This window comes from Streptomyces glaucescens, assembly GCF_002154375.1.
GTDB classification, from domain to species: domain Bacteria; phylum Actinomycetota; class Actinomycetes; order Streptomycetales; family Streptomycetaceae; genus Streptomyces; species Streptomyces glaucescens.
In genome coordinates this window covers 1-11,504 of sequence record NZ_MUND01000411.1, presented here as the reverse complement: position 1 = coordinate 11,504, position 11,504 = coordinate 1, and the positions used below count along the sequence as shown (strand labels likewise).

The window sequence follows — 11,504 nt, the reverse complement described above, 5'->3', positions numbered from 1 at the left end:
AACCGCCGGGCGCCCTGAACCGTCTCAGGTTCAGGGCGCCTCGCTCGCAGGAAAACTACGGAGCGTAAGGAAACCAACCAGGCGTTCGATTCGTATAAGTTCCATGAAGGCCTTGGAGATCCAGTGGGCGATGTCAGGAAGCGGCACGCCGACGGCTTCGCCGGGGCAGCACCGACGAGGGAGAGACGATGCAACCGTTCGCGCTCCACTACGCACGCCCGGCGGCGGAGTTGGACGTCGCCACCCCCTACGCCTATGACCCCGGACGGCAGTTGAACGTGCTCTTCGACGGCCGGATCGCCGCCACCGATCACGCCCTGCTCCGGGAACTGGGGACCACGACGTCCACGGCGGGCTCCAAGACTCACTTCGACGACTGATCACGGATTGTCGAAGATGACCGTACTCATCCTGACCAGCGACCAGGACGTGACGGCCGACATGGTGGTCGTGCACCTCAACGCGTCCGGGGTGCCGGTGGTCCGGCTCGACCCCGCCGACCTCACCGGCGGGGTCTCCCTCTCGGGCGAGTATGTGCACGGCTCCTTCCGGGGTCATCTCCGGGTCGCCGGGCGGCTGGTGGGCATGGACGGACTGCGGTCCGTCTGGGTGCGCCGGCCGGGCGCTCCGGCCGCCCACGCGGCGGCGCCGTCGCCGTGGCTGACCGAGGAGGCCTCGCAGGCGCTCTACGGCATGCTGCGGGGCACCGACGCCCGCTGGATGAACCATCCCGACGCGGCCCGCCGGGCCCGTCACAAGCCGTGGCAGCTGCGTCTCGCCCAGCACAGCGGGCTGCCGGTGCCGGCCACGCTGATCACGACGCTTCCGCAGGCGGCCCGGGACTTCGCGGAGCGTTTTCCGGATCTGGTGGTCAAGCCGGTCTCGGGGGCGCACCCGCAGGAGCCGCCGCGGGCGGTGCCGACCAGCAGGGTGGCGCCGGGCACCGACTTCGCCGCGGTGGCGTTCGGACCCACGCTGCTGCAGCGCCGGATCGCCAAGCGGGCCGACATCCGGCTCACGGCGGTCGGCGACCGGCTGCTGGCGGCCCGCAAGGAGACCTCGCCGGACGCCGACCCGGACGAGGTCGACGTACGGTTCGCCGCCTCCGCCGCCCCCTGGGCGGCGGCCGAGGTCCCGCCGCGGACCGCCGACGGGGTGCTTGCGTACCTGCGCGAGGCGGAGCTGGCGTACGGCGCCTTCGACTTCGTCGAGGACGCCGACGGGACCTGGTGGTTCCTGGAGTGCAACCAGTCGGGCCAGTTCGGGTTCGTGGAGGTGGACACGGGCCAGCCGATCGCCCGGGCCATCGCCGAGTGGCTGGCCGGACCCGCTCCGGAGCGGCCGGAGCGGACGTGCGACGCCGGCACCGCGGTCTCGTGACCGTGGTGCCGGCGTCGTCAGGTGTACGGCGGTGTCGCGGGGCGGGGTCAGACCGCCAGCGACAGGCCGCTGTCCTCATCCGGGTCCGCCGCCCGGCCGTCGGTCAGCAGCAGGGCGTCCGCCCTGGCGATGGCGTCATGGACATCCGTGGTCCCCATCATCACGCACAGCGTGTAACTGACGTCTTCCAACTCGCGTGCCATGGCCGCGCTCTCCCGCTCCGCCTGAGCGATCTGCAGGGTCGCGTACCGGGTCAGCAGCTTTCTGACGACCTTCGGGTCCGGTACAAGCACGAGGCGCCCCTCTCTCGGTTTTTCGCTGCGTATGCCCGGTCCCTGCCGGAGCAATCACCTCCAGGGGGCGGCGTACGCAATTGACGCAATACCGTTGCTTACCGCCCGGCGCGCGGGGCGTGCGCCGGGCGTGCGCGAAGTCGTCTCACGCCGCTTGGCCGCTGTGCAGCGCCGCGTAGGCACCGCCCCGGCGCAGCAGTTCCTCGTGGGTGCCGATCTCCTGGATTCGCCCGTCCCCCATCACCACGATCCGGTCCGCGCCCCGCACGGTCGACAGCCGGTGCGCCACGACGAACGTCGTACGGCCGTGCAGCAGCCGGGCGAGCGCCTGCTGGACCAGCGCCTCGGACCGGGTGTCCAGGGCGGAGGTCGCTTCGTCGAGGACCAGCACCTTGGGGTCCCGGATCAGGGCGCGGGCGATGGCGAGCCGCTGCCGCTGGCCGCCGGACAGCCGTGCCCCGTGCTCCCCCACCAGGGTGTCGAGCCCCTTGGGCAGCCGGTCGACGAACTCCAGCGCGTTGGCGTCCCGGAGCGCCGCGCGGACGGTCTCCTCGTCGGCGTCGTCCATGCCGTAGGCGACGTTGTCGCGGACCGTGCCGTCGAACAGGATCGACTCCTGGGGCACCACGGAGACGAACCGCCGGTAGGTGCGCAGGTCGAGGCCGGTCATGTCGGCTCCGTCGAGCAGCAGCCGGCCCGAGGTGGGACGGATGAAGCCGATGACCAGGTTGAGCACGGTGGACTTGCCCGCGCCGGACGCGCCCACCAGGGCGATGGTCTCGCCCGGGACGACGTCGAGGGTGAAGTCGCGGACGGCGGCGCGTCCGCCGTCGTAGGCGTAGCCGACGCTCTCGAAGGTGACGGCGCCGCGCAGTGCGGTCACCTCGGCCTTGCCCTCGTTGTCCTCCAGCTCGGGGGCCTGGAGCACCTCGCCGACCGAGCGGACCGACTCCAGTCCCTTGGAGATGACCGGGGTGAGCCCGGCCAGCGTGGTGACGGAGTTGGTGAGGGTGGTCAGGAACGCGCTGAGCATGACGACGTCGCCGGGGGTGACGCCCCAGACGTCGTAGTAGGAGACGAGCGCGGCACCGGCGAGCACCAGGACGCCGACCACGTTGAGGACGACCCAGGCCAGCGAGCCGAAACGGCCGTTGACCAGGTCGAGGCGCATCCCGGAGGTGAGCAGCCGGCGCAGGGTGCGGTCCATGCGGCGCAGCGCCTTGCCCTCCAGGCCGTGGGCGCGGGTGACGGGTATCAGGCGGGTCATCTCGGTGACCCGGGACGACAGGGTCTCCACCTCGTGCCGGAAGTGCTCGTTGTGGGTGCGCAGCCGGGACCGCAGCCGGGCGACGAGCAGGGCGGCGGCGGGCACCACGATCAGGAAGACGGGGAGGAACTCGGGGGTGCGGACGGCGATGATGATCAGGCCGCCGATGAGCACGGTGGTGGCGCCGAGGCCCTGTTCGGCCGTCTGCTGGACCATCTGCTCGACCGTCTCGACGTCCCGGACCACCTTGGCCTGGAGGACACCGGCACTGACCCGGGAGTGGTAGCCGATGGACAGCTGCTGCATCCGGGTGCACAGGGCGGAGCGCAGGCTGGTGCCCATGCGGCGGACGCTGCCGTACAGCAGGCGGACGTAGAGCACGTGCAGCGGATAGTTGACCAGCAGGATGAAGAGGATGATCCCGGTGCTGGTGAGGAGCCGGCTGACCGGCAGGTGCTGCACGACGGTGTCGATGATGGACGCGGTGATCAGCGGCAGCAGCCAGATCGGGCTGTGCTTGACGGTGAAGACGCCGACGGCGCCGGCCAGGCGCCTGCGGTCGGCGCGGAACAGATAGGCGAGGGTGCGGACGGGGTGCTCGCCCCGGTAACGGTGGTCGAGTGGTTTCTCGGGCGGCGACGCCATCGCTGGTGATCCTCTCCGGTGACCTGACGGAAGCGCTTTCTGCCCCGTTCGGCCAGGGGTACACCACCACAGGGAAGAAGGACCGGAGTGTCCGCAGCGTGAGACCGGCCCGGCGGGCTACACGCCCAGGGTGCGGGCGAGTTCGCCGGTGGCCCGGACCAGCTCGGTGTCCTGCTCGTCCAGCAGGGACCGGAGCGTGCCGCGCCGCGCGTGCACGGCCTGGCGGGCGGCCCGCTCCCACGCCACCGGGTTCTCCCGGTGGTTGAGCAGCTTGGGGTAGGCGCTGGCGGTGTGCTCCCACTGCCGGGCCTCGGCGATGCTGGCGAGCAGCCGGATGATCTGGGGGCGGCAGGTGACGTGCGGCGACTGGGCCAGCTCCCACAGGAAGGGCACGGTCGCGGCCGTCGCCTGCTCGACGACGAAGCCGTACTGGCAGATGCGCTTCCGCAGCTCGCCGAGGGCGGCCGTCGCGGTGTCGGCGCTGCCCCGGGCGATGTCGTCGAGCAGTCCGGGGATGGCGGTGGCGGAGCCGGTGGAGTCCTGGATCTCGTGCCACGGCACCTCGTCGAGCGTCCCCAGGATCGCGGGGTGATCGGAGCGCTCGGTGCCGGGCTGTCCGGTCGAAGCGGTGCGCATGGCAGGGGGCCTTTCCGCAGCGGTCATGGCAGTGACGAGGAAGTGGTCGACAACGTGGCCCAGACGGTCTTGCCGGCCGGGGGGCGCGGCGTCCAGCCCCACTCCTCGGAGAGGGCGTCGACGATGAACAGTCCGCGGCCGTGCTCCTCCAGGGCACAGATGCCGTGGGGCGCGTACACCGGCGGGGTGTCTCCGGGGTCGGAGACGGCGAGCGTCAGGCGGTCGGCGTCGCGGGTGAGACCGAGCCAGACCTCCGGGGCGCCCGCCCGGGCCCGCGGCACCGCGTGCACCACGGCGTTCGCCGCGAGCTCGGTGACCACGAGGGCGGCGTCGTCGCCCCGGTGCCCCAGGGACCAGCCCCTGAGGGTGTCCTCGGTGAAGGCCCGCGCCTGTGCGACGCCTTCCTCACTGGCGACGATGCGCAGTGCGGCGGACGTGTGCTGCGCGGATAACGGCACGGCATCTCCCTGATGGGACGTCATGGACGGGCGTGTTCCGGCGGGTTGACGCACGGTCTATTATCCACGCCGTCGACGCTCGCGTGCAATTGCACGAGAAATTGCGCGCGATGTCGAGTAGACGGTCGACCCGGGGGCAGACAGCACAGCGGGACCGCCGGGCGCCACGGACACCAGGGAGTGAGCGATGTCAGCAGTACGGAACGGGGTGCGGGCCAGCTCGCTGGAGGCACGCTGGATCAAGAGCCGGCACAGCAACGCGGAGGGGAACTGTGTCGAAGTCGCCCCCCTGGCCGACGGCGCCGTAGCGCTGCGCAACTCCCGTGATCCCGACGGGCCCGCGCTCATATACACCGCGGCCGAGGTGGCGGCGTTCCTGGCCGGTGCCAAGGACGGGGAGTTCGACCACCTGGTGTGAGGGCGCGCCCCGGCGCGCGCCCGGCGCACGATCGGCAACTCGCCTTGATCCCACGGCATATGCGGTGGGTGCGACAGGTCGGGACTGCGATAGTCTTGTCCTCTCTTCTGCCTGTCTTCCGGGAGTCAGGATGTACGCCGAGTCGTCGCAGCGCGTCTTGCGCCTGAAGCCCTACCTGGATCGGGCCGAACCCGCCCCGACCCTGCTGAAGATGCTGGTCGGCGTCCAGCTGGCCGGTCTGCGCGAGGACGCCGGGCTGGCTCAGGACCAGGCGGCGCGAGCACTCGGATTCAGTGCCGCGAAGCTGTCCCGCATCGAGGCGGGCAAGGGACGCAAGCCGCCGGCCGAGGCGGACGTGCGGGCCCTGCTGAAGCTGTACGAGGCCGATGAGCACGAGGCCTCGGTCCTGCTGGAACTGCTGCGCCGGGCCGGGGAGCCGGGCTGGTGGCAGCGGTACGACAAGCGGCTGATGCCGGAGTGGTTCGAGCGGCTGGTCGGGCTCCAGGAGGCCGCCGCCGCGATCCGCACCTTCGAGATCCAGTACGTGCCCGGGCTGCTCCAGACCCCGGCGTACACCCATGCGGTGGTCCGCCGCGGCCTCCCGGTCGCACCGGAGAACGAGGTGCACCGGCGGGTCGAACTGCGGGCCCGCCGCGCTCGGTTGCTGCACCGGCCCGACGCCCCGCAGCTGTGGGCCATCGTCGACGAGTCGGTGCTGCTGCGGGTGCTCGGCAGCAAGGCCGTGATGCGCGAGCAGCTGGAGCACCTGATCGAGATGGCCCAAAAGCCGCACGTCACCGTGCAGGTGGTGCCGCTGGACGTCACGAACGCCTCGGCGCCCGCCATCCCGGTCACGTATCTCCGCTTCGGCGGCCTCGATCTCCCGGACGTCGTGTACCTGGAGCACATCCGCAGCGCGAACTTCCTGGAGGACCGCGACGAGACGGAGGAGTACCGGGTGGCACTCGACCGTCTCGCCGACGAGGCGCTGACGCCGAGGGAGTCGCTGGCGCTGCTCCGCGAGACGATGGAGCAGCGCTACCCCGCCGAGTGACGGGCCCGCCCGTCAGGGCTTACGGGCCACACCGCCGAACTCGATCCACTCGTGGCTGAGCTGACGGGGCACCACGTCCGAGTCGGGACGCCAGGTGGACACCTCCACCAGTCCCGGCTCCATGATCTCCAGGCCCTCGAACCACTCGGCGACGTCCTTCTCCTGGCGGACCCGGCCCCAGTGCCCCTGGGTCACCTGGTCCATGAAGTCGGTGACGAACGCGCGGACTTCGGGGTCCTCGCTGACGAGCTGGCACATCAGCAGGAAACTGCCGGGCGCGAGGCGTTCGGTCACCCGGCGGACCACGGCGAGCGGACCGTCGGTGTCGCTGTCCGGGATGCAGTGGAAGACCGAGTTGAAGAGCACGGCGACCGGCTGGTCGAAGTCGATCAGCCGCCGGGTGTCCGGGTGCTCGAAGATCGCCTCGGTCTCACGCATGTCGGCGTGGATGACGGTGGTGCGCTCGTCCTGTTCCAGCAGCGCGCGGCCGTGGACGAGCACCATCGGGTCGTTGTCGACGTAGACGACGTGCGCGCTGGGGTCGTGGCGCTGGGCGACCTGGTGGACGTTGTCCTGGGTCGGCAGGCCGGAGCCGTGGTCGAGGAACTGGCGGATGCCGTGCTCCGCGGCGAGCGTCCGCACGACCCGCTGCAGGAAGCGCCGGTTGTTCACCGCCAGCCTGCGGGTGCTGGGCACCACCTTGTCCAGTTCCTCGCAGGCCGCCCGGTCCGCTGCGTAGTTGTCCTTGCCGCCGATGTAGTAGTCGTACATCCGAGCGGCTGTCGGTACGTTGGCGTCGATCTCCGTGGAGAGCTGCTTACCGGTGTTCATTGATCCCCCAGCTTGTGGCGCGCCGAGCCGCCTGGCCTCACAGGCTGTACATCCTAGGGATCCGCCGGTCACCGAGGCCAGTGTGTGGAGCAAACTCCCGGGGAAGGTGATCCGGTTGGGACCACCTTCCCAAGAGCGTTGACAGGACTAGGAGTTGAGGTACTCCTCGATGCCCGGAGCCACGTGCGCCTCCTCCGCGACCACGATGCCGCCGACCGCCTTGGCGTCCGGCTTGAGCACGTAGGTGGAGACACTGGCGGGGCGGTTCACGTCGGAGAAGTTCTGCGGGGTGCCGAGGCCGGTGTCGGCGTTCTTCTGGGAGCGGTGGGTCTTCACCACGTCCTCGCGGGTCAGGCTGCCCGCCTCGCAGGCCTTCTTCAGGTCCGCGCCGAGGAGCTGGGCGGCGTTGTAGCCGGAGAGCACCCCGGAGTCGACGGGCGAGCCCGGGAACTTCTTCTCGTACGAGGCCACCATCTTCTTCACGCCCGGCAGGTCCGAGCTGACCGCCGGGGCGGCACTGACGACGTGCAGCATGGCCTCCAGGGCCTTCGCCGCGGGCGTCTTCATCAGCTGCGGCGCGAAGCCGGGGGCGCTGCTGACGATGGGCACCTGGAGTCCGCGGGAGGCGGCGACCCCGGCGAGGGAGGCCGTCTGGGCGGGGCCCGCGCTGATCAGCACGGCCTTCACCCCGGCCTCGCGCAGGGCGGAGACCTGCGCGGACAGGTCGGTGTCGGTCGCCTTGATCTTCTGGTCGACGATCTTCAGGCCCGCGCGCTCCGCGGCCCAGGTGGAGCCCTCCAGGGCGTTGGCGCCGTAGTCGCCCTCGAAGTAGACGTGGCCGATCGTGTCGCCCTTCTTCAGGCCCTTGGTGCGGGTGAGGAAGTCGACCGCGGCGATCATGTCGACGTCGTACGTGGTGCCGAGCACCTGGACGGGGTCCTTGCCGAGCAGGGAGGCGGCCCAGGCCTGCGGGAAGGTCAGCAGCTGGTCGCGTTCGATGTCGTCGATCAGGGCGGCGACCACCGGCGAGCCGATGACCTGGGGCAGGGCGACGACATCGGTGGAGAGGTCCGCGTACGCGGTGACCGCCTTCTGCACGTCGTAGCCGTGGTCCTCGACCACGATCTCGACCTTGCGGCCGCAGATGCCGCCGGCCGCGTTGGTCTCGTCGGCCCACATCTGCTGGGCCTGGACGATGCTCTTGCCGAGGGTGGCGTAGGGACCGGTGAGGTCGGTCAGGGCGCCGAGGCGGATGCGGTCGTCGGTCACGCCGGGGCCGGTCCTGACGCCGTCGGCGGCGTCCGCGGGCTTGTCCTCCTCCGCCTTGGAGCTGCATCCGGTGCCCGCGATCAGCAGTGCCGCCAGGGCGGAGGCGAGCAGGGTCTTGGAGGTGCGGGAGGTGTTCACGGGGTGTGCTCCTTGGGTCGTGCGGGTGCGGCGGTCGGGGCGGTCGCGGGGGCGGCCTTCGCACGGCGGCCCGGGACACGGGCGCGCAGCCGGCGGGCCAGGCCGTGCAGGCCGTCGGGGGCGTAGAGGAGGATCAGGACAATCGCGGCGCCGTAGAGGTAGCGGGCGGCCTCGGTGGGGCCGACGGCTCCCCCGGTGCTGCCGGGGGCGGCGACCAGGGGCAGGTGGTCGGCGTAGCGGGTCATCAGCAGGGGCAGCGCGGTGACGAAGACGGCGCCCGCGGTGGCTCCGGCGACCGAGCCGAGCCCGCCGATGACGATCATGGCGAGGTAGTCGACGGAGAGGGCGAGCCCGAAGTAGTCGGGCACGATCCGGCGGAAGCCGAGCGCCAGCAACGCCCCGGCCAGGCCCGCGTACATGGAGGAGACGACGAAGGCGGCCGAGCGGTAGCGGGCCACGTCGACGCCCATCACGGCGGCGGCGGTCTCGCTGTCGCGCACCGCCACCAGGGCGCGGCCCGGGCGTCCGCGCAGGATGCCGCGGGCGGTGACCCAGGTGAGCGCGAACAGCGCGAGGCCCAGGTACCACAGGCGTTCCTCGGCGCCGAACGGCACGCCGAGCACGACCAGTTCGGGGTCGGTGTCGGCGAAGGTGAAACCGCCTAGGGTGAGGGGCGGTACCGAGCGGCCGTTGAACCCGCCGGTGACGGAGTCCGCGGTGAGCAGCACGTGGTGGCCGAGGAAGACCAGGGCGAGGGTGGCCACGCCCAGGTAGATGCCCTTGACTCGGCCGGCGAGCGGGCTGAACAGGCCGCCCGCGGCTCCGGCGAGGAGGACCGCCAGGACGAGGGCGAGCGCGGGCGGCAGGCCCGGTCCGGGCTCCCCGGCCAGCCAGGCGTAGCCGTAGGCGCCGACGGCGAGGAAGAAGGCGTGGCCGAGGGAGAGCTGCCCCGCCGTCCCGGCCAGCAGGCCGAGACCGACCGCGCCGATGGCCGCCGCCATCGCGAACAGGCCGATGCGCAGCCAGAAGGCGTCCACGTAGAACGGCAGGGCGGCGAGGAGGAGGACGAGCGGCAGCAGCCGGCCGCGCTTGAGGAGGTCAGACACGGACCGCTCCCTTCGCGCCGAACAGCCCGGTGGGCCGCACGAGGAGGACGAGCACCATCACCGCGTAGGGGGCGACGTCGCCGAACCCCTCGCCGAGGACGTGCAGTTCGGACTGGTAGCCGGCGACCAGGGCCTCGGTCAGGCCGATCAGCAGGCTGCCGGCGAGGGCGCCGGGCGGGGAGGCCATGCCGCCGAGGATCGCGGCGGGGAAGGCCTTCAGGGCGATCTGCCCGGTGGTGCGCTCCAGGCCGGGTGCCGGGAAGGCGGCGAGGAAGACGGCTGCGAGCGCGGCGAGCGCGCCGGCCAGGCACCAGGCGAGCATGCGCACCCGCGTGAGCCGTACGCCCATCAGGGCCGCCGCCTCCAGGTCCTCGGACGCCGCCCGCAGCGACAGGCCCCAGGCGGTGTACCGGAACAGGGCGAACACCGCACCGATGACGACGGCGGACACGGCGATCGCGGCGAGGCGGCTGTCGGCGACGGTCACCGAGCCGAGCCGGGTGACCGAGTCGCCCCACGGGTCGCCGGTGGTGAGCAGATCGCCGCCGATCCGCCGGGCCAGGTCGGTGACCAGGACGATGTCGACGCCGATGGTGACGATGGTCTGCACGTGCGCGGCCCGCGGGTCCCGGTCGCCGCCGCGCAGCAGCAGCCGGTCCATGGCCCCGGCCACGAGCGCCGTGACCACGACGGCCGCCGCGAGGGCGCCGACGAAGCCGAGGTCGTCGTGGAGGACGGCGGTGAGATAGCCGCCGAGCAGCAGCAGCGAGCCGTGGGCGAAGTTGAGCACGCCGGACGCCTTGAAGATGACGACGAAGCCGAGGGCGACCAGGGCGTAGACCGCGCCGAGCGCGAGGCCGTTGAGCAGGTGGTCCAGGAAGCCGGTCATGCCGCGTCCTCCCCCGTGTCGTCGGTGCCGAGGTAGGCGCGCAGCACCTCGGGGTCGCGCCGGACCTCCTCGGGGGTGCCGTGGGCGATGGCGCGGCCGAAGTCGAGGACGGTGACCTCGTCGGCGAGCCGCATGACGAGCCCCATGTCGTGTTCCACGAGGACGACGGACAGGCCCAGCTGCTGACGGACGTCGCGGATGACCTCCGCGGTACGGACGCGTTCGGCGCCGTTCATGCCGGCCACCGGCTCGTCGAGGAGCAGCACGCGCGGCTCGAGACAGAGGGCGCGGGCGAACTCGACGCGCTTGCGGTCGCCGTAGGACAGGACCGCGACGGGGGTGTCGAAGAGGTCGCCGAGTCCGGTGAGTTCGGCGATCTCGCGGGCGCGGTCCCGGTGGGCGCGCTGTTCCCGTACGGCGCTGGGAAGGTGCAGGGCGCTGGCGGCGAAGCCCGCGCGGGTCAGGGCGTGGCGGCCGAGCATCAGGTTGTCGGCGACCGTTCCCTCGGTGGTGACGATGTTCTGGAAGGTGCGGGCCACGCCCAGTCGGGCGATGCGGTGCGGGGCGAGCCGGGTCAGGTCGGTGCCGTCGAGCCGGACGGTGCCGGACGCGGGGCGGCACAGGCCGGACAGGACGTTGAAGCAGGTGGACTTGCCCGCCCCGTTGGGTCCGATCACCGCGTGCACCGAGCCGGGTGCGACGGTGAAGGAGACGTCGTCGAGCGCGGTGAGACCGGCGAACCGGACGGTGACGTCCTGGACGGCCAGCTCGGGGGGCGGTGTGGTGCGGTCGGTCACGCGGCCCCCCGACCGTCTTCGGACTCGCCCAGGTAGAGGCGGCGTACGGCGTCCGTGCGGGCCAGCTCGTCGGCGGGGCCGGACAGGCGGACCTCGCCGACCTCCAGGACGTACGCGTACCGGGCGAGGGCGAGCGCCATCCCGGCGTTCTGCTCGACCAGCAGCACGGCGGTGCCCTGCTCGTTGATCTCGCGGACCACCTCGGCGATCCGGTTCACCATCAGCGGGGCGAGGCCGAGGGAGGGCTCGTCCAGCAGCAGCAGACGCGGGGCGGCCATCAGGGCGCGGCCGATCGCCAGCATCTGCTGCTCACCGCCGGAGAG

14 protein-coding genes are annotated in these 11,504 nt (G+C 71.9%); 4 read left to right on the top strand and 10 right to left on the bottom strand.

The genetic code is table 11. The annotated features are described in order from the left end of the window. Nucleotides 1-188: 188 nt before the first annotated feature. Nucleotides 189-380 (top strand): putative ATP-grasp-modified RiPP, encoded by a 192-nt coding sequence (gene tgmA, locus CCN42_RS25440; protein WP_086171039.1) that lies wholly within the window; start codon nucleotides 189-191, stop codon nucleotides 378-380. 16 nt (nucleotides 381-396) lie between these two features. Beyond that, a complete protein-coding gene (gene tgmB, locus CCN42_RS25435) occupies nucleotides 397-1,380 on the top strand; it encodes an ATP-grasp ribosomal peptide maturase (protein WP_086739106.1) in 984 nt (327 codons plus the stop codon). A 47-nt stretch (nucleotides 1,381-1,427) separates the two neighbouring features. On the opposite strand, the gene CCN42_RS25430 is transcribed toward tgmB, so the two are convergent. From CCN42_RS25430 to CCN42_RS25415, 4 genes are all read right to left on the bottom strand, one after another. Then, entirely contained in the window at nucleotides 1,428-1,673 is a 246-nt protein-coding gene (locus CCN42_RS25430) for a DUF5133 domain-containing protein (RefSeq protein WP_086739104.1), read from the bottom strand. Nucleotides 1,674-1,818: 145 nt separating this feature from the next. Continuing rightward, a complete protein-coding gene (locus CCN42_RS25425; protein WP_086739102.1) occupies nucleotides 1,819-3,585 on the bottom strand; it encodes an ABC transporter ATP-binding protein in 1,767 nt (588 codons plus the stop codon). A 117-nt stretch (nucleotides 3,586-3,702) separates the two neighbouring features. Further along, nucleotides 3,703-4,221 (bottom strand): hypothetical protein, encoded by a 519-nt coding sequence (locus CCN42_RS25420; RefSeq protein ID WP_169731521.1) that lies wholly within the window; start codon nucleotides 4,219-4,221, stop codon nucleotides 3,703-3,705. 23 nt (nucleotides 4,222-4,244) lie between these two features. Next, the gene (locus CCN42_RS25415) at nucleotides 4,245-4,679 is read right to left on the bottom strand and encodes an ATP-binding protein (protein ID WP_386582264.1); all 435 of its coding nucleotides are present in this window, start codon (nucleotides 4,677-4,679) and stop codon (nucleotides 4,245-4,247) included. Between the two features lie 187 nt (nucleotides 4,680-4,866). On the opposite strand from CCN42_RS25415, the gene CCN42_RS25410 reads away from it, so the two are divergent. Both CCN42_RS25410 and CCN42_RS25405 read left to right on the top strand, forming a co-directional pair. Next, on the top strand, nucleotides 4,867-5,097 hold the full coding sequence (locus CCN42_RS25410) for a DUF397 domain-containing protein (protein WP_086739099.1): 231 nt from the start codon (nucleotides 4,867-4,869) through the stop codon (nucleotides 5,095-5,097). A 130-nt stretch (nucleotides 5,098-5,227) separates the two neighbouring features. Continuing rightward, nucleotides 5,228-6,151: a helix-turn-helix domain-containing protein gene (locus CCN42_RS25405; RefSeq protein ID WP_086739098.1), complete on the top strand. Its 924-nt coding sequence runs from the start codon at nucleotides 5,228-5,230 to the stop codon at nucleotides 6,149-6,151. 12 nt (nucleotides 6,152-6,163) lie between these two features. Here CCN42_RS25405 and CCN42_RS25400 read toward each other — a convergent pair whose 3' ends face one another. From CCN42_RS25400 to CCN42_RS25375, 6 genes are all read right to left on the bottom strand, one after another. Further along, the gene (locus tag CCN42_RS25400) at nucleotides 6,164-6,982 is read right to left on the bottom strand and encodes an SAM-dependent methyltransferase (protein WP_086739096.1); all 819 of its coding nucleotides are present in this window, start codon (nucleotides 6,980-6,982) and stop codon (nucleotides 6,164-6,166) included. 147 nt (nucleotides 6,983-7,129) lie between these two features. Next, nucleotides 7,130-8,389 carry an ABC transporter substrate-binding protein gene (locus CCN42_RS25395; protein ID WP_086171031.1) on the bottom strand — a complete coding sequence of 420 codons (1,260 nt, stop codon included), beginning with the start codon at nucleotides 8,387-8,389 and terminating at the stop codon, nucleotides 7,130-7,132. After that, a complete protein-coding gene (locus CCN42_RS25390; protein ID WP_086739094.1) occupies nucleotides 8,386-9,495 on the bottom strand; it encodes a branched-chain amino acid ABC transporter permease in 1,110 nt (369 codons plus the stop codon). Before CCN42_RS25390 ends, CCN42_RS25395 begins: the two co-directional genes overlap by 4 nt. Then, nucleotides 9,488-10,384, bottom strand: coding sequence for a branched-chain amino acid ABC transporter permease (locus CCN42_RS25385; protein ID WP_086739092.1), 897 nt, complete (start codon nucleotides 10,382-10,384; stop codon nucleotides 9,488-9,490). Before CCN42_RS25385 ends, CCN42_RS25390 begins: the two co-directional genes overlap by 8 nt. Next, nucleotides 10,381-11,181: an ABC transporter ATP-binding protein gene (locus CCN42_RS25380; RefSeq protein WP_086739090.1), complete on the bottom strand. Its 801-nt coding sequence runs from the start codon at nucleotides 11,179-11,181 to the stop codon at nucleotides 10,381-10,383. Before CCN42_RS25380 ends, CCN42_RS25385 begins: the two co-directional genes overlap by 4 nt. Continuing rightward, a partial coding sequence (locus tag CCN42_RS25375; RefSeq protein WP_143662006.1) for an ATP-binding cassette domain-containing protein occupies nucleotides 11,178-11,504 on the bottom strand: 327 nt, incomplete at its 5' end. The genes CCN42_RS25375 and CCN42_RS25380, both read right to left, overlap by 4 nt.

What these genes read in the sequence shown, in the direction of transcription:
- CCN42_RS25420 (WP_169731521.1), bottom strand. Translation starts at nt 4,221, where the DNA reads ATGCGCACCGCTTCGACCGGACAGCCCGGCACCGAGCGCTCCGATCAC.
- CCN42_RS25410 (WP_086739099.1), top strand. Translation starts at nt 4,867, where the DNA reads ATGTCAGCAGTACGGAACGGGGTGCGGGCCAGCTCGCTGGAGGCACGC.
- CCN42_RS25385 (WP_086739092.1), bottom strand. Translation starts at nt 10,384, where the DNA reads ATGACCGGCTTCCTGGACCACCTGCTCAACGGCCTCGCGCTCGGCGCG.
- tgmA (WP_086171039.1), top strand. Translation starts at nt 189, where the DNA reads ATGCAACCGTTCGCGCTCCACTACGCACGCCCGGCGGCGGAGTTGGAC.
- tgmB (WP_086739106.1), top strand. Translation starts at nt 397, where the DNA reads ATGACCGTACTCATCCTGACCAGCGACCAGGACGTGACGGCCGACATG.
- CCN42_RS25400 (WP_086739096.1), bottom strand. Translation starts at nt 6,982, where the DNA reads ATGAACACCGGTAAGCAGCTCTCCACGGAGATCGACGCCAACGTACCG.
- CCN42_RS25405 (WP_086739098.1), top strand. Translation starts at nt 5,228, where the DNA reads ATGTACGCCGAGTCGTCGCAGCGCGTCTTGCGCCTGAAGCCCTACCTG.
- CCN42_RS25425 (WP_086739102.1), bottom strand. Translation starts at nt 3,585, where the DNA reads ATGGCGTCGCCGCCCGAGAAACCACTCGACCACCGTTACCGGGGCGAG.